General features: G+C 70.0%; 19 protein-coding genes. 13 read left to right on the top strand and 6 right to left on the bottom strand.

What is annotated here, in order from left to right; translation table 11 throughout:
- The first annotated feature begins 164 nt into the window (after nt 1-164).
- From NQZ70_RS30620 to NQZ70_RS30605, 4 genes are all read left to right on the top strand, one after another.
- Nucleotides 165-1,067, top strand: a complete 903-nt coding sequence (locus tag NQZ70_RS30620) for an arabinan endo-1,5-alpha-L-arabinosidase (protein WP_237244191.1) — start codon at nt 165-167, stop codon at nt 1,065-1,067.
- Nucleotides 1,068-1,217: 150 nt separating this feature from the next.
- Nucleotides 1,218-2,222 (top strand): LamG domain-containing protein, encoded by a 1,005-nt coding sequence (locus NQZ70_RS30615; RefSeq protein ID WP_207217521.1) that lies wholly within the window; start codon nt 1,218-1,220, stop codon nt 2,220-2,222.
- A 101-nt stretch (nt 2,223-2,323) separates the two neighbouring features.
- Nucleotides 2,324-3,262 carry a hypothetical protein gene (locus NQZ70_RS30610; RefSeq protein WP_207217520.1) on the top strand — a complete coding sequence of 313 codons (939 nt, stop codon included), beginning with the start codon at nt 2,324-2,326 and terminating at the stop codon, nt 3,260-3,262.
- Between the two features lie 142 nt (nt 3,263-3,404).
- The gene (locus NQZ70_RS30605; RefSeq protein ID WP_207217519.1) at nt 3,405-4,613 is read left to right on the top strand and encodes a LamG domain-containing protein; all 1,209 of its coding nucleotides are present in this window, start codon (nt 3,405-3,407) and stop codon (nt 4,611-4,613) included.
- A 202-nt stretch (nt 4,614-4,815) separates the two neighbouring features.
- Here the strand turns inward: NQZ70_RS30605 and NQZ70_RS30600 are convergent, their stop codons facing one another.
- The 3 genes from NQZ70_RS30600 to NQZ70_RS30590 form a co-directional block, all read right to left on the bottom strand.
- Nucleotides 4,816-5,421, bottom strand: a complete 606-nt coding sequence (locus NQZ70_RS30600; RefSeq protein WP_129577379.1) for a hypothetical protein — start codon at nt 5,419-5,421, stop codon at nt 4,816-4,818.
- Nucleotides 5,418-6,137: a PD-(D/E)XK nuclease family protein gene (locus NQZ70_RS30595; protein ID WP_129577378.1), complete on the bottom strand. Its 720-nt coding sequence runs from the start codon at nt 6,135-6,137 to the stop codon at nt 5,418-5,420. The genes NQZ70_RS30600 and NQZ70_RS30595 overlap by 4 nt, the downstream gene beginning before the upstream one ends.
- Nucleotides 6,138-6,551: 414 nt before the next feature.
- Nucleotides 6,552-7,160 carry a DUF2267 domain-containing protein gene (locus tag NQZ70_RS30590; RefSeq protein WP_165374249.1) on the bottom strand — a complete coding sequence of 203 codons (609 nt, stop codon included), beginning with the start codon at nt 7,158-7,160 and terminating at the stop codon, nt 6,552-6,554.
- A 654-nt stretch (nt 7,161-7,814) separates the two neighbouring features.
- Between NQZ70_RS30590 and NQZ70_RS30585 the strand changes: the two genes are divergently transcribed.
- The 7 genes from NQZ70_RS30585 to NQZ70_RS30555 all read left to right on the top strand — a co-directional run bounded on the left by NQZ70_RS30585 (nt 7,815) and on the right by NQZ70_RS30555 (nt 15,072).
- Nucleotides 7,815-8,630 carry a hypothetical protein gene (locus NQZ70_RS30585; protein WP_237244190.1) on the top strand — a complete coding sequence of 272 codons (816 nt, stop codon included), beginning with the start codon at nt 7,815-7,817 and terminating at the stop codon, nt 8,628-8,630.
- Nucleotides 8,631-9,411: 781 nt separating this feature from the next.
- Complete coding sequence (locus NQZ70_RS30580) at nt 9,412-9,951, top strand: hypothetical protein (protein WP_129577376.1); 540 nt, start codon at nt 9,412-9,414, stop codon at nt 9,949-9,951.
- A gap of 520 nt (nt 9,952-10,471) precedes the next feature.
- The gene (locus tag NQZ70_RS30575; RefSeq protein WP_129577375.1) at nt 10,472-11,152 is read left to right on the top strand and encodes a hypothetical protein; all 681 of its coding nucleotides are present in this window, start codon (nt 10,472-10,474) and stop codon (nt 11,150-11,152) included.
- Nucleotides 11,153-11,203: 51 nt separating this feature from the next.
- Nucleotides 11,204-11,926 (top strand): hypothetical protein, encoded by a 723-nt coding sequence (locus tag NQZ70_RS30570; protein ID WP_129577374.1) that lies wholly within the window; start codon nt 11,204-11,206, stop codon nt 11,924-11,926.
- A gap of 797 nt (nt 11,927-12,723) precedes the next feature.
- Nucleotides 12,724-13,665: an AraC family transcriptional regulator gene (locus tag NQZ70_RS30565; protein WP_237244189.1), complete on the top strand. Its 942-nt coding sequence runs from the start codon at nt 12,724-12,726 to the stop codon at nt 13,663-13,665.
- A gap of 88 nt (nt 13,666-13,753) precedes the next feature.
- A complete protein-coding gene (locus NQZ70_RS30560; protein WP_129577373.1) occupies nt 13,754-14,668 on the top strand; it encodes an SDR family oxidoreductase in 915 nt (304 codons plus the stop codon).
- A 209-nt stretch (nt 14,669-14,877) separates the two neighbouring features.
- Complete coding sequence (locus NQZ70_RS30555; protein WP_129577372.1) at nt 14,878-15,072, top strand: hypothetical protein; 195 nt, start codon at nt 14,878-14,880, stop codon at nt 15,070-15,072.
- Nucleotides 15,073-15,077: 5 nt separating this feature from the next.
- Here the strand turns inward: NQZ70_RS30555 and NQZ70_RS30550 are convergent, their stop codons facing one another.
- Entirely contained in the window at nt 15,078-15,632 is a 555-nt protein-coding gene (locus NQZ70_RS30550) for a dihydrofolate reductase family protein (protein WP_129577371.1), read from the bottom strand.
- Between the two features lie 148 nt (nt 15,633-15,780).
- Nucleotides 15,781-16,245: a helix-turn-helix domain-containing protein gene (locus NQZ70_RS30545; RefSeq protein WP_129577370.1), complete on the bottom strand. Its 465-nt coding sequence runs from the start codon at nt 16,243-16,245 to the stop codon at nt 15,781-15,783.
- A gap of 73 nt (nt 16,246-16,318) precedes the next feature.
- Between NQZ70_RS30545 and NQZ70_RS30540 the strand changes: the two genes are divergently transcribed.
- Nucleotides 16,319-17,164 (top strand): class I SAM-dependent methyltransferase, encoded by an 846-nt coding sequence (locus NQZ70_RS30540; protein WP_129577369.1) that lies wholly within the window; start codon nt 16,319-16,321, stop codon nt 17,162-17,164.
- 218 nt (nt 17,165-17,382) lie between these two features.
- Here NQZ70_RS30540 and NQZ70_RS30535 read toward each other — a convergent pair whose 3' ends face one another.
- Complete coding sequence (locus tag NQZ70_RS30535; RefSeq protein ID WP_165374248.1) at nt 17,383-17,556, bottom strand: hypothetical protein; 174 nt, start codon at nt 17,554-17,556, stop codon at nt 17,383-17,385.
- On the opposite strand from NQZ70_RS30535, the gene NQZ70_RS30530 reads away from it, so the two are divergent.
- The gene (locus tag NQZ70_RS30530; RefSeq protein WP_165374247.1) at nt 17,531-18,580 is read left to right on the top strand and encodes a glycosyl hydrolase 53 family protein; all 1,050 of its coding nucleotides are present in this window, start codon (nt 17,531-17,533) and stop codon (nt 18,578-18,580) included. The two genes, NQZ70_RS30535 and NQZ70_RS30530, sit on opposite strands and share 26 nt — an antisense overlap.
- Nucleotides 18,581-18,607: the final 27 nt, after the last annotated feature.

The raw sequence follows: 18,607 nt of genomic DNA, 5'->3' as shown, positions 1-18,607 counted from the left end.
GAGGGGCGGGCGCCGGCGGAGCGGGCTCCGGGGGAGCGGACGCTGGCGGAGCGGGCGCCGGGGAAACAGGCAATGGCGGAGGCTCCGGGGCACTGAGCGCGGGAGTGGGCTCCGGGGGAGCGAGCACGGGAGTGGGCTCCGGGGGAGCGGGGGGTGGCGGCCCCGTGGAGCCGGTGCGTCCGGTCGCGCTCGACCTCAGCGGAGACGTCCAGGGAGTGCACGACCCGTCGATCATCCGGGCGGGCGATCTCTATTACATCTTCTCCACGGGCCCCGGGATCGCGATCCGGACCTCATCCGACCTCGTGCGCTGGGACTCCGCCGGCTCCGTGTTCAGCGACAACCCCGACTGGGTCGCGAGCGCGGTGGGCGACGTCGACGCGCTCTGGGCCCCGGACATCTCCTACTGGGGCGGGCTCTATCATCTGTATTACGCGGCGTCGTTCTTCGGGACGAACCGCTCCTGCATCGGCCACGCGACCAGGGGCTCGCTGAGCGCCCCGGAGACCCGCTGGCTGGATCACGGCGCCGTCATCTGCAGCGAGGGCACCAATTACAACGCCATCGACCCGAGCGTCGTGCTCGACGAGCGTGGCACGCCCTGGCTCGTGTTCGGGAGCTTCTGGTCGGGGCTCAAGCTCATGCAGCTCGACCTCGCCGGCGCTCCCGTCGACGGGACGCTCACGTCCATCGCCGCGCGGCCGAGCACCGCGATCGAGGCGCCGTTCGTCGTGCGGCGAGGCGATCATTATTACCTGTTCGCCTCGTTCGACACCTGCTGCGTCGGCTCGAGCAGCACGTACAAGATCATGGTCGGTCGGTCCCGGGCGCTCGCCGGTCCTTACGTGGACCGGCTCGGGAACCGCATGCTCGACGGCGGCGGCTCGCGCGTGCTGACCAGCAGCTCGAGGTGGCGAGGGCCTGGCAGCAACGGCTTGCTCCAGGCCGGTGAGTCCTGGTATCATGTCTACCATTCGTACGACGCCGATGCGGACGGCATGTTCGCCCTTCGCGTCGCCGAGCTGAGCTGGAGCGCCGATGGCTGGCCGGAGTCCGGCGGGCCGTGAGCCGGCGTGCAGGGGTGTCCGCTACGTCGGCTCGACGCGGGGAGCCGGGCCCTTTCTTCTCTGTTCCCGTGGGGTCGTGGTCCTCGGGCCACGGCAGCGGCATCGCAGGCGTCCGCGGGGCGTCCATCGTGGTTGGGAGGTGACATGAACATGGCAGCTCGTGGAAGGGTGCTGGCCGGCCCTGCGGCGCTTCGTCCGGCGGCACGTGCGCTCCTGGCGCTCGCTCCCTTGTGCCTCGGGGCTTGCTCGCTCGAGGACCTGTCCTATCTCCAGGACGGCGCGACGGGCGCAGGCGGCGGCTCGGCGACGCAGAGCTCCAGCCAGAGCAGCGGCGGCTCTGGAGGCCGCGACGGCACCGGGGCCACCGGTGGTGGTGGCGGCGGCGGCGACGGCGGCGCCGGGGGTGTCGGGGGCGACGGCGGCGCCGCTGGCGTCGGGGGCGCGGGCGGCGACGGGGGCGCGGGGGGCCGCGGCGGTGCCGGAGGCGGCGGGGGCGGCGGGGGCGGTCCCCTCATCGACCTCGAGACGGGGCTGTTCTTGCACTACACGTTCGACGCGATCGAGGAAGGCATCGCGGTGGACGCCACCGGCGGCATGCGCGACGGGACGCTCCTCGGGGGGACGTCGGTGGAGGGGCGCATCGGCAAGGCGCTGTCCCTCTCGGGGGACGAGGAGTACGTGGAGCTCCCGCCCGGCGTCTTGCAGACGCTCAACGAGCTCACGGTGTCGTTCTGGATCTCCCTCGGCGAGCAGCAGTGGTGGCAGCGGATCTTCGACTTCGGATCCGGAGAGGTGGCGTGGCTCTACGTGTGCCCGAAGGCGGCGAATCCGACCGGCGTCCGCCTCTCGGTGAACTCCCCTGCGGGCGTCGAGGAATACACCATGAATGGAAGCTTGCCGCTCCAGGAGTGGACGCACCTCGCGGTGACGCTGAGCTACAACCCGAGCCGCTCGTCGATGTACATCAACGGGGCCGCGGTGGCGAGCAGCGATATGATCGCCACCCGGCCCTCGGATCTGGGGAACACGACGCAGAACTTCATCGGCCGCTCTCAGTTCGCGGTCGATCCCTACCTCGTCGGGATCGTGGACGATTTCAGGATCTACGATCGTGCGCTCTCGGCGGCCGAGGTGGCGGCCCTCGCGGCGCAATGAGGGGGGTGATCCGGCCGCGGTCGGCCCGCGCGGCGGGCGGTCGGAAGTTTGCTCGACAGGCAGTCAGGTGCGAGTCTGTTGGACACGAGGAGCTCGGCGCGATGGCTGGAGAGACAGGGATGCTGCGAAGGGGGAAGCCTCTCGGAACGGGGCGTGGCGGGTGGGCGGCGCTCGCGCTGGCGGCGACCGCGCTCTGGCCGCTCTCGGCCTCGGCGGACGAGCCTGCGGCGCCGGCGGGCGGGCCTGCGGCGCCGGAGGCGGGAGCGGCCTCCGGGGTCACGCAATGTGTCGCCGCGCACGCCGAGGTGCAGCGGCTCCGGAAGGAGCACCAGCTGCTCGAGGCGGGCCGCGCGCTGAAGGGCTGCGCCCGGTCGGACTGCCCGGCTCCGGTCCTCCGCGATTGCGGGGCGTGGGTCGATGAGCTCGAGCGGGCGACGCCGTCGATCGTGTTCAACGTGACGAGCGGCGGCGAGCAGGTCACCGGATCGAGGATCCTTGTCGACGGCCAGCCGGTCGAGCTGTCGTCGAGCGGCGCGCCGCTCAAGCTCGATCCGGGGAAGCACACCTACCGTGTCGAGCACGCCGGGCACAAGCCGGTGTCCAAGGAGCTCATCCTCTTCGAGGGGCAGCGCTTCCGGCAGCTGAACGTCGCGCTCGAGCCCCTCGTGGAGGCGGAGGCCCGGGTCCCGCCGGCGCAGGCCAGCGTCACGGAGACCTACCGTCCGGTGCCGGCGCTCACCTACGTGCTGGCGGGCCTGGGGGTCGCGGGCGGGGCGAGCTTTGCGGTGTGGGGGCTCATGGGCCGGTCCGAGCGGGACCAGCTGGAGAAGACCTGCAGTCCGAAGTGCGCCGACAGCGATCTGGACGCCGTGCGCACGCGGTACCTGATCGCCGACATCTCTCTCGGTGTAGGCGCGGCGGCGCTCGCGGGCGCGGCGCTGACGTACCTGCTGCGCCCCACGAAGGAGAGGCCGATCGCCGTGTCGGTGGAGCCGAGCCGGACCGGCGTGGTTGGTACGGTGTTGCTCCGCGGTATGTGAGATGATTTCATCTCTCGACAGGATGCTTGAATCTTGACGACGGCCGTCATCGCCGTCGGGATGTGCAGAACCCCAACAACCCCGTCGAGCACGGCCGGAGCGTTCCCGGATGCTCGAGGTATTTGCCTTCTTGGAGGATGCGATGAGAGAGGCTTCGATCTTGTCGGGTGGTCTCAGGGCTGCGTTGCTCACGGCCGCGATGCTGGGAACAGCGGCCAGCGGATGCGGCTCGAGCGGCGATGACGACGCGGGGGGCGGCGGCAGCGCGACGATGTCGACGTCGACGTCGACGTCGACGTCGACGTCGGGTGGAGGCTCGGCGACGAGCGGCTCCGGGGGCGACGGTGGGGGCGCGACGGGCACGGGCGGCGCGGGCGGCGACGGCGGCAGCGGCGCCGCGGGCGGCGCGGGCGGCGGCGGTGAAGGCGGCGGCGGCGGAGCGACCGGAAGCGGCGGTGCGGGCGGCGATGGCGGCAGCGGCGGAGCGACCGGCAGCGGCGGCGCGGGTGGCGACGGCGGCAGCGGCGGAGCGACCGGCAGCGGTGGAGCGACCGGCAGCGGCGGCGCGGGCGGCGATGGCGGCAGCGGTGGAGCGACCGGCAGCGGCGGAGCGACCGGCACCGGCGGAGCTGGCGGCACCGGCGGAGCTGGCGGCGACGGCGGTGCCGGCGGCGACGGCGGCGCGGGAGGCAGCGGCGGCGCCGGGCCGGAGCCGAGGCTCGTCGTGCACTACACGTTCGACGAGGAGACCGGCCTCGTGGCCCACGACGCGTCGGGCAATGGGAACGACGCCACGCTCGTCGGGAGCGCTGGATGGCTCGCGGAGGGGCGAATCGGCGGCGCGCTCAACCTGCAGGGCGCCGACCCTTACGTCGATCTCCCCGACGGGCTCACGGACGAGCTCGACGATCTCACCATCGCGACCTGGGTCCAGCTGAAGAAGATCGATATGTGGTCTCGCATCTTCGATTTCGGCGGCAACGGGTTCATGTTCCTCACCCCGCTCGACGACACCGGGGCCCTGCGTCTCTCGGTCTACACGCAGGTCGACATGGTGGGCAACGAGGCGATCGTGAGGGTCGCGAACCCGCTGACCGTCGATGTCTGGAAGCACGTGGCGGTCACGATCTCGAGCGGCACGTACCAGCTGTGGGTCGACGGCGCCTCCGTCGCATCGACCACGCCGGCGCCTCCGCACGACGTGACGCCGTCGCGGCTGGCGCCCACGGCGAGCAACTACATCGGCAAGTCGCAGTTCCCGGACGCCTTGCTCAAGGCGTACATCGACGACTTCCGGATCTACGACGGCGCGCTCTCGGCCGAGCAGATCGCGGCCCTCGCCGCGCCGTAGGAGAGGGGGGCGCGCGCAGGCCGACCCGCCCGCCGCCCCGGCCGCCCTGTCATCCCCAGGTCCTGGGAGTTTACTGGCGAAATGAATCGCCAAGGCACCAAAGGCGCCAAGATTGGGTTCTCTTCTTTGCGCTCTCGGCGCCTTGGCGGTTCGAAGCTCTGCGCCTTTCAGGCGGTCTCAGCCCGTTCGTCGCCCTATGCGCTCAGGTCGCCAGCACTTCCCGGATCTGCGCCTCGAACTCCGTCCAGTGGAACCGCACCGACTGGATGAGGTGTGCGCGGTAGGGCTCGAGGTCCTTCCAGTATTCCCCTGTCGCGGTCTCGTAGCGGTACGCGGGCCACCAAGGGCTGGAGGCGAGCTTGTGCTTCTTGAGGAGGCTGGCCTCTCCGAAGGCCGCACGAAGCTTCCGCGACAGCTCCTTGCCGCCGGCGATGTCGACATCCACCCATACGCCTGTGAACGCGCAAGCCGGCGCGGTCGTGAAGTTCAGACGTCTCGACTTGTTCCATTCCAGGCCGACCCCGACCCTGGGGGCGACCTCGACCCCGCGGACGAGCTCGCCTCCGCTCGACGGGAACCATCCTGGCAAGACCAGCAGGATCTTCGGCCAGTCTTCGTCCTCCTCCAGGAATGTGAAGACCTCGACGTCTGGAGAGAGCTCGGAGGCAAGCTCGGCGATCCCGTCTGCGCACGAGCTCAGAAACGCGTGCGTGAGGTTGGCGACGGACTCGCCGAGGGCGGCCCACTCCTCGATGAGCGCCTGATTCCGGAGGTAGAACACGGCGCGCGGATCGTCGATGCGGTTCATCGGAACTCCCTCTCCAGGGTGGCGAGATAGTTGGAGGCGGCCTCGCGCCCATGCGCCGTCGCGCCCTTGCCCGGCGCCGAGGCGAGCGCGTCGCGGAGCATCCCCGCGAGTTCGGCGTAGCTCATCGGCGTGAACGCCTCCCGCGCGGCGCCCGTGACCGTCACGGGCGCTCGTCCGGAGGGCGACAGGAAGACGAACAGCGCGCCTGGCTCTCGACAGAAACTGTCGTAGAGGCGATCGCATCGCTGGGGCTGTTCACGGGCATCGACCTTGTTCTCGATCACGAGGCAGAGCCCAGGCCCAGCGACGACGACATCGGCGCAGGCGTTGCCCAGGCTCACCTCGAGCGCGGGCCGGGCGCGGTTCAGCTCGGCCCTCGGCGGCTCGGCCGTGCAGCGGCGGAGCAACGCCTCGAGGAAGCCGGCGCCGAGGCCATGTCGACCCTGGGGATCGAGCAGCCATGCCAGCAGCGCGGAGTGATACCGCTCCTGCCGGCTCTGCCCGAGGATGCTCAGGAGATCGTCCGGTCCGCCGACCCAGTGGCCACCCCTCAGGAGCGCCTCCTGCTCGGCGCGGAGCTCGGCGAGCTTTGCCTCCCACGCGGCGACCTGCGCCACCCGGTTCTCCTGCTCCCTTGCCACGATGGCGCGCCATTCCGCGGCGAGGCCGGCGAGCCGGGGCTCGTCTGCTTCAGGCGCTGACGCGATGATTGTCATCTACCTCGCTCCTCCTCGCTGTGCCCTCCACGGGCCGCTGGACGGCCTCATGGTCGGGTGGCCATGGTCGGCGGCGGCCGGTCGGCCTCCGGTGAGGGCAGGTTACGCCCGCACCGAATCAACAATCAACACCGAGCCTTCTCGTAATTCTGCACAGTTGCTGGAATTGTGGGGAGGGTGTCAGTACCTGGCGGCAGCCGGCCTACCTCGACGGCTGTCGCTTCGCTCGCGGGCTGTGCGGTGGCTTCCCGCGCGTCACCTCGGGCAGCGTGGCGCGGCGCAGCAGGACGCAGGGATCGACACCGAGCGCCTGCCGGACCTCGACGGCCGCCTCGCGGGCCGCGTCACCTCGGTCTTCCGGGCTGGCTCGTCCCGCTGGACCGCCCAGCTCTCCGGATCGCCTCCGTTCCGCCGTCAGCTCGCGCGCCGGACGGCGGGGGCGTCGCCGGACGAGGTCGCCGCCGTGTTGTCCCCGCCCACGTCGTCGCGGGGCTGGTCCGGCGCTGGCGTGTCCACGGACGCCCGCGGGGGAGGCTCGGCCAGCGACGTGTCCGCCGGCCGCTCCACGTGGGAGCTGCCCGCGAAGCGGTGGCGCCCCCAGAGGTCCTTCAGATCGGCCGGGAGCTGGCTCTCGATGTCCGTGACCTCCTTCATGGGGATCTCGCGCTCCACGGCGGCGAAGACCGCATGGGACACCGCGCTCGCCTGGTCGGTATCGATGTGCAGGTGCTCCGCGAGCGTCTCGAGGAACTCGCGACGACCGAAGACCTCCGGATCCTCGTCGCGGTGCGTGGCGCACGGCTGGACGATCGCCTGGATCGTCGAGGGCAGGGCCGAGGCGAGGTCCCGCGCCTCTCCACCGCTCAGCCGGCGCGACAGCGTGCACAGCGCCGCGCCGACGGCCTCGGGCGCCCCCAGGTGCGGCGGCAGCGCGCCGCTCTGCTCGACCTGCCGGAAGATCTGCTCGGATGCATCATCGATCGACCGAGCGGCCGCGGTCGTCGTCTTCGCCTTGCTGCCCATTCGAATGCTCCTCTCGTGCGGGAATCGTGCGGGATGGCGCGGGAATCCTGCGAGAATGGTGCGGGAATCGTGCGAGACCGCGCGCACCGCCATGGCAGGAGGCAAGCGCGGTGCCGCCCCCCGGCGCTCAGCGAGACTCCGAATTTGCCTGATCTTCTACTGCGGCCGAGCCCATCGCTCACGCCGCCCACTCCAGCGCGAGCAGCTCGGCCTGCTTCAACACCGTCTCGATCGCCTGCTCCGTCGTGTCGCTCCGTCGTGTCGGGCGGGGAGCCGTGCTTCTTCAGCTTGCGCCGCCGGATCCGTGCGTCGAGCAGGCGCGATCACCATCCCCAGAGCGTCGCCCCCGACGAAAGCAATCTTTCGACGGGCCCTCCCCAGGCCGGACAGCGCGCCTCCAGCGCCCCTCCTGGCCAGATCGGTGCCAACCCGGCTATCTCCTCAACATCCCTCATCCTTCTCGCCAATCTCTTTCCCCGCGCGTTCCCCGCGCGCCTCGACGTACGGCAGGAATTCGACACCCGAGCTTCTTCTATAACTCATCTTCTCATCCACTTCGCTCTGGACACCTCTCTTCGCGTCATGAATAAACGACGCCGGCCCGTCCGGCATAGCGGCGCAATCCCGCGCTCCTGCACGGACGAGGGTGATCTCATGAGCAAATACACCGCTTCTGAAGTTGTCCAGGTCCCCCGGTTCACCGCGGTCGGGGCCATGGCGCTCGGCGAGCAGCTCGTCACGGTGGCGAAGCCCGTGAAGAGGCAGCTCGCGAAGGGCATCGCGCGGGCGCTCGTCGCGCTCTCGTCGAGCCACGCCGAGCTCGCGTCGGCGTTGCGCGATCAGGTGTCGCTCTCCGAGGGAGGGGAGGCGAGCGAGGATACGGTCCAGCGCGACCGTGTCCTCGACGGGTGCTGGAGCGGTCTCCACGACTTCCTGACCGCGTTCACCAAGCTGCCGCCGGGCGCGCCCGAGGCCGCGGAGGCGAGCTCGCTCAAGGCGGCGATCTTCGTCGGAGGCCTCAAGTTCCTTCAGCTCACGTACGTCCTGGAATGGTCCGAGAGCGAGCTCCGGCTGCAGCGGATCCGCAAGAACGGCCTCGACGCCCGCATCGAGGCGCTCGGCGGCAAGCGCTTCCTCGCCGCCCTCGAGGCCGCGCACGCCGCGTACGGCAAGGCGCTCGGCGTCACGGCGCCCGCGGCCGCGTCCGCGGCGGCGCCGCCGAGCGTGCGCGAGGCGCTCGACGCCTTCACCGAGGCGCTGCGCGCGTACGTGATCAAGGTGATGGGCGCGGTGGAGCCCGACGAGCCGGAGACGCAGGAGCTCGCCGACAAGCTGCTCGCGCCGCTCGTGGGCTGGAGCGTCGGGCCGAGCGGCCGGGGCGCGCGGAAGAACGGCAAGCCCGACGACGAGGCGGCAGCGCCGCCTCCGGCCGACGCGCCGATCGCCGAGCCGGCGCCCGCCGACCTCTGAGGCGCGCTCCCGCCGCGCGCGCCCGCTGGCGGCGCTCCGACCTCCCGCCGATCCGTCCTCCACCCGTCACCGCCCGCCCGGCACCGCCCCCCCCGCCCGGAGAGCATGCCTCCGGCATCCGCCGATGGCGGCCTCCGGCGCCGCGCGGCGAGCATCCGGGCGCCCGGTCCCGTTCTCCTCTGCCCGTCGCGAGCGCGCAGCGCCTCGTGACGGGGCGAGCCGCGCTCGTGGCGGAGCGAGCTCCCCACGCCCCGTACGATCTGTGCCAAGCCGCCTTGGCATGTGCCAGGTGAGGGGGGTCCGGCACCGGCACAAACGCAATGCATTGCGACACACCGGGGTCCGGACCCCTCGAGATCGCTCCGCGGAGCGTCTTTCTGGGCAGGATTGTGCCAGAAAACGCGTTTCAAACCGAAATTCTGTGCCAAAATCCCCGCAAAACCGCGCGATCTTGTGCCAGAAGGGGGGTCCGGACCCCTCCGAAGCGCAAAGCGGAGCGTTCGAACGGGGTCGGAAGCCCTCCGAAGCGCAAAGCAGAGCGCACCGGCGGGGTCGGAACCGCTCCGGAGCGCACCACAGAGGGTAGTGCTCAATGTTGGGTGGTGGGGTTGCGCGGGGCGCGCCCTTCGTTCTTGGCGATGGTCGCGATGGCCTCGGCCAACGGGACGAGCTCGACGACTTCACCCTGCCCTGAGCCCACGCGCGCTGGTTCATGCGGCCCTGGCATGCCGCTGGCAAAAAAGTCCCGCGCGCGACGGAATGCGTCGCGTGGAGGTGGTACGTGCACACCGGGATCACCCCAGCCGTGGCCGCGCTCATGGGAGCGCCGGCCTGCGGAGCAGCGGACGAACCGAGCGCGGCGGGAGAGGAGGGCGGAGCGGAGGAGGCCGGCCTCTCGACGCGCGACTTCGCGCTGAGCCTCGACCCGGAGGAGCCCGCGATCCCGCAGATCGTGGCGGCCGGGCGGCACGAGCTCGCCGCGGCGTGCGCCGACTGTCCCGAAGCGGCGATCCGCATCTTCGACCCGCTCGACCCGGGAGCCTGCGCGGACGTGCCCTGCGCCTCGGTGCTCGATGACGCCGCGGCGCAGGATGAGAGCGCCATGCCCGTCTCCGATGGCGACGAGCCGACCGGAGACGTCCAGCAGGCCATCGGCCCGATCAGCCTCCTGATGTGCGGCCTTTACGCTGGCGGCTCTCTCTTGACGTTGCGCTACGCGGTGTGTCCGCGGGCCAGGACCGCGAGGGCGCGTCAGCAGTGCGACGACACCGGGCTCTGGGGCGGAGTCGCCATGGGCCTCCTGTGCGCCGTCCCGTTCTAGCGGAGCGGTCATGATTGTCCCCCAGCCACTCAGGACGATCGGCATCGTGGTCTGTGGCGTCGCGCTCGGAGCCCCGGCCGTTATTTGCCACGATGCACATTCTCCCTCGCTAGGGAGGATCGTAGACGTCGTGCGGACGCTCTTCCCGCTCTGGATCTACCTGATCGTGCAACTCAGCATGGATGAAGGTCGGGTCCGCGAGCGGCGCGCCCGTGGGGTGCCCGACCCCGACTAGGCACCCGGCCCGCTGACGACGCGGCGAGCTCGCCGGCCCACGAGCCGCCGGACGGCGCTCGCGCGGGGGAGCGCACGCACACCCCAGACGCTCTGATGGAGAAAGATCACCTGGGAGCGTTTGGTCCTACCGGTGACGAGCCTCCGCCGGCGTGTGCCGCTCGGAAGCTTGCGCGCTGGCGCCCAGGGCTCGCGATGACGGAGCGGCTGTGCCTTCGGGGCCTCGCTGGCCGGCTCGGTCAGCTGCGCCTCCGCGAGCTCGTCCACGGTCCACACGTGGTCGGTGATGCCGGCCTGCATCGCCGGGGTCACGCGGAGCGCATTGACCACCCAGCACAGCCGTTTGCATGAAGTCGACGCTCGGGCCGAGCTGCGCGCCCACGGTAGAGATGTGCGGCGCGAACCATCACTCGTGATCTGCGGCATCACGAGCGGCCTGGCGCGGACATCGGCCATGAAGGCGTCTGTCGTCTCCTGGCCGCGACGCCCGACGCGCCACGCGATCACCCGTCTAGACAACGTGTCGAACGGAACGGCGGAGCGCGAGAGCCGGCGTCCGCTGCGCTCGGCGAGACGGTCGCGTCTGTCCGCGGACGGCCGCGGCTGCGCCCAGGGGCCCCTCCGCGGCGAGCTCACCGCCAGTAAGCGCGCGCGCTCGGCCCGCATCGGCGAACGGCCGATCATGTCCGCGGGAACCCGACGGCGCAAGATGGCGCCCGTCGGGCGGTTCCGTGACATCGTCGCCGCTACACTGCCTGCCCTGGACGTTTTGACCCAGGTCAACCGTGGCGTTTCCCTCATATTTCTGTTTGACGATGAATCCCATGGTCAGAAGAATGGTTCGCCTTCTCGCGCGCTCGGCTCCAATTTGTCAAGCTTCCGTCTTGCACATCGCGGCTTCTCGCAAGATAGTGAAATCCAACCTGCGCATGCCACAGGGGATCTACTGAATCAAATTCAAGGATGAAATGACGATAAGGATGCCCGAGGCCATTGGCGGTGCCAGGGTTACGAAGCCATGAGGCATTCGAACGAAGAATTGATCGAGGTGGTGTATCGCTACTATCCGCGTGGGGTCTCGCGTGAGGACCCGCGCTACAAGCGAACAGAGGAATATGGCCGGCTGGTGGACGCCCGTCGTCGAGCCGGAGCCGATCGTGGCCGTTGGCAAGGCATGTTGCGTCGGATCGATAGTAAGTTTTTGGGCCGTGTCTCAACTGACCGTTCTGTTCATCTTCCTACGGGGAACTACGATGCCTGCTACTCCGGTTACCTCTCTATCGGAGCAAGTTTTCCGGGTGAGCATGATCGTGTGATAGGGTTCATGGTGAGTCTTTTGGTTTCCTGTTACATTGTTTACGGTTTGCGCATTGTTGATGATTTCGAAGAAATTGAGAGGAGAAGGATGCTGAACGCGACGCCGTCTTGCTACGTAAGCATCTTCGTTCATGACACGCATTACGTCCTGCCTGCCTGGGTGGGCAAGCTGGTCAGGTTGGTCAAGCCCAAACTTCTTGAGCCACCGCTGCCGCTGGAAGCAACACGTCGGATTCTCAGTTTCGATCTGCCGCCCGATGAGCAGCCGTACGCGACTTGGATCGCACGAGACATCGAGCTAACCTGGGGATACGAACGTATGCCGCCACTCGTCGGAGAGCTCATCGTACCTGACGTGGCAACCGACAGCCGCTCCTTGGGAGAGGCCACGCTTTACGATTGTCTTTTTTCGGACAACTGGTAGGGGCACCGTCGAAGCGGTCGGCGTGGCGCTCTCAACTCAGGCAGAACCAGCCACCACCAGAGCAGAAGCGCACCAGCAACGTCGGAACCCCTCCGGAGCGCACCGCGGAGGGTAATGCTCAACCTGGCCCTGAGTGCTCAACTTTGCCTGCTCGATGCGCTGCCGGCGCGGCCAGGGCGATGCCGATTCTGGTGTGCACAGTCCACCTCCACGAGACACGGTACGTCGCGCGCGGAGCTTGGTTGCGAGCGGCATGCCAGGGCCGCAGAGACAAGCGCTCGACGAGGGTCGACCCGCCTCTCGGCCGTACTGCAGAACGCCGTCCGGGCCTCGGGAATGTCTCCCGGCGGCCGGCCCCCTCTGTACCAGGCTCCCTGAGCCCCCGAGCGCTCCCTGGCCTGGTAGCACCAAGCGTACCCGCGGTGCCTCCTGCATTCACCAGAGGTTTCCATCGGCAACCGGTCCCGTTCTCCTCTGCCCGTCGAGAGCGCGCAGCGCCTCGTGACGGGGCGAGCCGCGCTCGTGGCGGAGCGAGCTCCCCGCGCCCCGCACGATCTGTGCCAAGCCGCCTTGGCATGTGCCAGGTTGGGGGGGGGCCGGCTCCGGCACAAACGCAATGCATTGCGACACACCGGGGTCCGGACCCCTCCGAAGCGCAATGCAGAGCGCACCGGCGGGGTCGGGCCAGATTGCGCACGGCCTTCGCCTTGCGCCTCCGCCCCGGATCGGCGGCCGCGGCCCGGAACGCGAGGATCGCGCGGTAGTTTCGCCTGGCAGCATGCGCCATAGTGCGACACGTGTCCCTCGACGCTCACTCCCTTGCCGGCGATCCGCTCACCGACATCCTGCGGCTCACCCAGGCCACGTCGGTCATGGCCGGAGGCATCGCCGCCGGTGGCCGCTGGGCCGTCCACTTCCCGCCGCCCGGCGAGATGAAGATCTCGATCGTCGCCAAGGGCGGCTGCTGGTTTCGCCTGGACGGCCACAAGAAGGCGATCCGTTGTGAGCCGGGGGACGCGGTCCTCCTGCCCGGGAGAAAGGGGTTCCTCGTCGGCAGCGACCTCTCGGCCCCACCCCTGGATGTGAGTTGCCTGCTGGCCCAGAAGCGCCACCTCTTCTCGACCATCGGTGACGGCTCCGAGGTGCTGCTCCTCGCCGGCGGCGTGACCCTCGATCCGCGCCACGCCGACCTCGTGCAGGGCGCGCTTCCCCCTTTTCTGCACGTGCGCGCGACCGCGCCCCAGGCAGCCCCCATCCGCTGGCTCATCGAGCAGCTGCTGGCGGAGCAGACCGCGCGCGGCGCGCCGGGCGCCTTCCTCTCGGCATCGATGCTGGCGCAGCTGCTGTTCGTCCAGATCCTGCGCGCCCACCTGGCCACGGCGCCACGCCTGCCCGCGGGCTGGCTGCGGGCCATCCGCGACGAGCGGCTGGCGGCGGCGCTGCGCCTCCTCCACGGCGAGCCGGCGCGCGACTGGAAGCTCGAGGAGCTGGCCCGCGCCGCGGCCATGTCGCGCACCACCTTCGCCGTGCGCTTCAAGGAGGCCGCAGGGATGGCGCCGCTCCAGTACCTCACGGCGTGGCGCATCCGGCTGGCGGAGCGGCGGCTGCGGGACGAGGCAGCGCCGATCTCGCAGATCGCCGCCGCGCTCGGCTACTCGTCGGAGAGCGCCTTCAGCCAGGCCTTCAAGCGCGTCACCGGCAAGCGGCCGCGGGACTACCGCAACGAAGCGCGCGGCTGACGCTCGTCCGATCGTTTCGTACGCTCGCGACAGTCATCGGCACGCTTGCGCATGGTGCGTTCGACAGGCCATCGCTATCGATGAGGACATGCGAACCGTGCTCGTCCTCGGCGGCACCGGGCTCACCGGCCGCCGCCTCGTCGAAGTTCTGCTCCAGGAAGGGTTCCTGGTCCGCTGCGCCGTGCGCAACCTCGACGCCGCCCGCGCGAGACTACCCGCCGCCGCCGAGCTCGTGCGCGGCGACATCGCCGACCGCGCCTCCATCGAGGGAGCGGTCCGCGGCTGCGAGGCCGTGTTCAACTGCGCGCACACGCTCTCGCCGCAGAAGGGCGCCGCGCCCGGCGAGACCTTCGTGGACACCGAGCTGCGCGGCCTGGAGAACGTGGTGGCAGCCTGCCGGATCCACGGCGTGCGGCGCGTGCTCTACGTGACCTTCCTGGGCATCACGCCCGACACGCGCTCGATCTGGGCACGCGGTCGCTGGAAGGCCGAGCAGATGCTGCTCGGCAGCGGGCTCGACGTGACCATCCTCCGGCCGGGGCAGATCGTCGGACGCGGCGGCTTCGGCTTCGACACCACGCTGGCCAACGCGCGGCGGCGCGTGGCGCTGATCCTCGGCAGCGGCCGGAGCCGCATGCAGAACATCGCGCTCGACGATCTCGTCCATTACCTCGTGCGCAGCCTCGACGAGCCGCGCACCTTCGGCCGGGCCTTCGACGTGGGCGGCGACGAGGCGTTCACCACCGACGAGATGGTCGACGTGGCGGCCCGCGTGCTCGGCCGGCGCCCGCCGTGGAAGCTGCACCTCCTGCCCTGGCTGCTGGCGCCGTTCGCCGGGCTCTTCGAGCGCCTGGCTGGCCTGCCCCGCGGCGCCTTCGCCGACCTGCTGCTGGGCCTGGACGCCGACCTCGTCGGCGATGTGGGGCCGATCCGCGCCATCATCCCGCTCACGCCCATGCCCTACGCGCAGGCCGTCGAACGAGCGCTCGCCCAGGCTCCCTGAGCTCCCGAGCGCCCTCCCTGGCGTGCTGGAACGTCGATCACGTTCGGCAAAAATCGATTCATGCGAAGAGGACCACAAGGGCGCAAGGGACGCGAGGGGAAGAGAGGAATACAATTCCATCTCTGTTCCTTGCGCCGCTTGCGCCCTTGCGGTCTCTCCTCTTGCTGCATGCCGCGCTCTTCCAGCTTGCTCCTCGGCGGAACCGGCGGGTGGTCCTCCCCGGGTTCCGCGCCTACGACGTCCTCCGCCGCGCGGTGGAGGAAGGCGCCACGTACGGCTGGCGACGGACGCACAAGCACACCGACACGCCTGAAGAGAACGCGATCGTCGACCAGATCATCCAGGGCGTCCTCGACGAGGTCTGCGAGCACTTCGACTTCGACGACGAGGACTGCCCGGCCTGATCGGGTCATCCCTCTTTGCGGCGGTAATGCAGCGCGACCTGGCCGGACTTCAGGCGGCTCGTCGAGACGAGCTCGAGGCGCCGCGAGGGCTCCAGGCCCTGAAACAAGGTTGGCCCGTGGCCGGCGAGGACGGGGTGGACGACGAGACGGTACTCATCGATCAGCCCCAGCCGCTCGAGCGCCGCCGAGAGCGTGGGACTGCCCACCAGCACGCCTTGCGGGGTCTTCTCCTTCAGCTGCGTCACGGCCTCACGCAAATCCCCCTCGACGCGGAAGGTGTTGTTCCACGGGAAGTCGCGGCGCGAGGCCGAGACCACATACTTCGGCTTGGCCTCCAGCTTGCGCGCCCACTCCCGCATCGCGCGTGGCGCGTTCTCGTCGCGCGCCACCGCCGGCCAGGCGCTCTCCATGAGCTCGTACGTGACGCGCCCCCACAGCATCGCCCCGGCTGCGTCCATCAGCTGCGTGAAGTAGTCGTGCAGCTCGTCGTCCGCGATCCCCTCGCGATGGTCGTAGCACCCGTCCAGCGTCACGTTGAGTCCGAAGGTCAAGAGGCCCATGGCGCCGATGTACCACGGCGGAGCAGGCGGCGGGAGACTTCCGGTCGCTGGCGAGTGATGCCCGGCCACGAGCGTCGATCGCGTCCATCCGGGTACGCCACGAAGTAGCACTCGACGAACGCTCAGCGAGGCGCCGCGGCGTTTGGCGCTAGCGCTGGCGAGCCTCCGCCGGCGGCCCGGCCCGCCTCTTCCCCGGAGCTCTCCTCTCCGCCGGCGCGAGCCGACCGGCGCCGGCGAGCCGGACGATGCTCCGGAAGCGCGGGCACTCCATGTGGCTCGGCGCGGAGCACGCCGCCGCGTGGCGCAGGCCGTCGCGCATGGCGACCAGCCGCTGGATCGTCCGGTCCAGCTCCTCGGCCTTCGCCGTCAGCCGCTCGCGCTGGATGCGCAGCCCGCCGTCGGGCGCGAACATCTCGGCGATCTCGTCCAGCGAGAACCCCGCCACCTGGCCGAGCGCGATCAGCGCCAGGCGCTCCAGCACCCCGGGGGCGAAGAGGCGCCGCAAGCCCCGCCGCCCGGTGGAGGCGATGAGCCCCCTCTCTTCATAGTACCGCAGGGTCGATGCGGGCACGCCGGAGCGCCGGGCCACCTCGGCGATGTCGATGTCTTTCACCCTTGACCTCAAGTCGACTTGAGGTCGCAGACTACGGGGCGTGATTGCTCATCGCAAGCCAAAGGAGACTCCGATGTCCGAAGCCGATCCGTCGAATCGCGACCAGGCCGCCCTGTGGAACGACGCCGGCGGGCCCATCTGGGTGGAGATGCAGGAAGTGCTCGACGCCATGCTGGCGCCGCTCGGGGCGCCGCTCCTCGAAGGAGCCTTCCCCGGCGAGGGCGGGCGCGTGCTCGACGTCGGCTGCGGCGCGGGCGCCACGGCCCTCGCGATGGCGCGGCGCCTCGGGCCGAAGGGCCTCTGTCTCGGCGTCGATATCTCCGGGCCGCTCGTGGCGGCCGCCAGGGCGCGCGCCGCCGCCGAGGGCCTGGCGTCCGCCGCCTTCGTCCAGGCCGACGCGCAGACCCATCGCTTCGAGCCCGACCGTTTCGACGCGGTGATCTCGCGCTTCGGCGTGATGTTCTTCGCCGATCCCGCGGCGGCGTTCGAAAACCTCCGTCGCGCCGCGCGGCGCGACGCCAGGCTCTCGTTCGTGGCCTGGCGCAGCCCCGCCGAGAACCCGTTCATGACCGAGGCCGCCCGCGCCGCCGCGCCGCTCTTGCCAGACCTGCCCGCCCCGCGCCCCGACGCGCCCGGCCCGTTCGCCTTCGCGGACAGAGATCGCGTGCAGCGGATCCTCGACGCGAGCGGCTGGACCGACGTCGCCATTCGCCCGATCGACGTTCCAACCGGCGTCGCGGAGAAAGACCTGCTCACCTACGGCATCAAGCTCGGACCGGTGGGCCTCGCGCTGCGGGACGCGGACGCGCCGACGCGCGCCCGGACGGCCGAGGTGGTTCGCGCTGCCTTCGAGCCGTACGTCCGCGATGGCGCGGCCCGCTTCACCGCCGCCTGCTGGCTCGTGAGCGCGCGCGCCTGATCGGCTCAGCCGGTGATCCCGCGCCGCCGCCTTCTCCTCCCGCCTCAGAAGAGCTCGCGCTCGACGCCCGCCTCCGCGAGGAGGTACTATGGTGGGATGATGTCCACGCTTCGCTCCGCCGTACCCTCCTGTACCGCGCTTATCGCACTCTCCATCCCAATTTTTCTCTGTCACTGCACAGAGCCAAGCTCGGGTGGAGACGATGCCAGCAGCGCCGGTCAGGGGGGATCCGCCTCGGGGGGAGGCGGCAGCAGCGCGACGTCCGGGAGCTCGAGCGGGGGAGGCGCGTCCGTCGCGACGAGCGCGTCCTCGTCCTCTTCCACGTCGGTGGGCGTGGGCGGCGCCGGAACGGGGGGAGCCGGCGGCATGCCGGCGTTCGAGCCGAGCTTCATCCTGGGCGCCGATATCTCCAGCGTCCAAGAGGCGGTCGACAATGGCGCGAGGTACACGGACACGGACGGCAACGAAAAAGGGATGCTCGAGCTGCTGAAGAATCACGGATTCAATTACATCCGGCTCCGGACGTTCGTGGACCCGAGCACCACCTACGGCTATGCGTTCGGGACCGGCGGCTCGTGCGCGAAGAAAGAGAGCTATTGCGACGAGGGCCACACGGTCGAGTTCGGCAAGCAGATCAAGGCAGCGGGCATGGGGTTCCTGCTCGACTTCCATTACAGCGACACCTGGGCCGATCCCGGCAAACAGATCATCCCCGAGGCCTGGCGGGACGCCCGGTCGATCGACGAGATGGCGGGCCTCTTGAAGGACTACACGAAGGAGGTCGTCGCGGCGCTCGTCGGCGCGGGCGCGCGCCCGGACATGGTGCAGATCGGCAACGAGATCACGCCGGGGATGCTCATCCACGTGCCGTCCGCCAACACGGACTGCTGGGGCAACGAGTCGGTCGTCAATCCGAGCGGCCTCACCGGGCGAGCGTCGAACCAGAACTGGGACAACCTGGCCGCCCTGCTCAAGGCAGGTATCGCCGGCGTCAAGGAGGTCGACGACACCATCAAGATCATGCTGCACGTCGAGAACACCGAGGACGTCGACGGCGTCACGTGGTGGGTCAACAGCGCCAAGACGCGAGGCGTCGCATTCGATGTCCTCGGGCTCTCCTGCTATACGGCATTTCAGGGGCAGCCCGAGGTGTGGCAAAACACCTTCAATACCCTGGCCAGGACATTTCCGGATCTGTCGTTCGCGATCGCGGAATACAACCCCGAACGCACGAAGGCCAATCAGATCATGCGCGACCTGCCGGACGGCAGGGGGCTCGGGACGTTCTTCTGGGAGCCGACGCAGAGCGGCTCATGGGGCTCGTCCCTCTTCACGTCGCAGCAGGGCGGCGCGACCAGGGCCAATAGCGACGCTTTCGCGGAGTTCGACGCGATCAAGGCGAGCTTCGGCCTGTAGTGTGCGGGCTCGGCGGGCGCGCGCGCC

The sequence above is a fragment of the Sorangium sp. So ce836 genome (assembly GCF_028553905.1).
Lineage (GTDB): Bacteria > Myxococcota_A > Polyangia > Polyangiales > Polyangiaceae > Sorangium > Sorangium cellulosum_D.
Note: the sequence above shows the minus strand (reverse complement) of the source record. Positions and strands in the feature narration are given on the sequence as shown.

Coding starts and splice junctions, on each gene's coding strand:
- NQZ70_RS30535 (WP_165374248.1), bottom strand. CDS start 17,556: ATGAAGCTCGGCTCGAACGCCGGCATGCCGCCGGCTCCCCCCGTTCCG.
- NQZ70_RS30570 (WP_129577374.1), top strand. CDS start 11,204: ATGAGGCATTCGAACGAAGAATTGATCGAGGTGGTGTATCGCTACTAT.
- NQZ70_RS30550 (WP_129577371.1), bottom strand. CDS start 15,632: ATGGGCCTCTTGACCTTCGGACTCAACGTGACGCTGGACGGGTGCTAC.
- NQZ70_RS30600 (WP_129577379.1), bottom strand. CDS start 5,421: ATGAACCGCATCGACGATCCGCGCGCCGTGTTCTACCTCCGGAATCAG.
- NQZ70_RS30615 (WP_207217521.1), top strand. CDS start 1,218: ATGGCAGCTCGTGGAAGGGTGCTGGCCGGCCCTGCGGCGCTTCGTCCG.
- NQZ70_RS30605 (WP_207217519.1), top strand. CDS start 3,405: ATGAGAGAGGCTTCGATCTTGTCGGGTGGTCTCAGGGCTGCGTTGCTC.
- NQZ70_RS30590 (WP_165374249.1), bottom strand. CDS start 7,160: ATGGGCAGCAAGGCGAAGACGACGACCGCGGCCGCTCGGTCGATCGAT.
- NQZ70_RS30530 (WP_165374247.1), top strand. CDS start 17,531: ATGCCGGCGTTCGAGCCGAGCTTCATCCTGGGCGCCGATATCTCCAGC.
- NQZ70_RS30585 (WP_237244190.1), top strand. CDS start 7,815: ATGAGCAAATACACCGCTTCTGAAGTTGTCCAGGTCCCCCGGTTCACC.
- NQZ70_RS30560 (WP_129577373.1), top strand. CDS start 13,754: ATGCGAACCGTGCTCGTCCTCGGCGGCACCGGGCTCACCGGCCGCCGC.
- NQZ70_RS30595 (WP_129577378.1), bottom strand. CDS start 6,137: ATGACAATCATCGCGTCAGCGCCTGAAGCAGACGAGCCCCGGCTCGCC.
- NQZ70_RS30575 (WP_129577375.1), top strand. CDS start 10,472: ATGCCGGCCTGCATCGCCGGGGTCACGCGGAGCGCATTGACCACCCAG.
- NQZ70_RS30610 (WP_207217520.1), top strand. CDS start 2,324: ATGGCTGGAGAGACAGGGATGCTGCGAAGGGGGAAGCCTCTCGGAACG.
- NQZ70_RS30540 (WP_129577369.1), top strand. CDS start 16,319: ATGTCCGAAGCCGATCCGTCGAATCGCGACCAGGCCGCCCTGTGGAAC.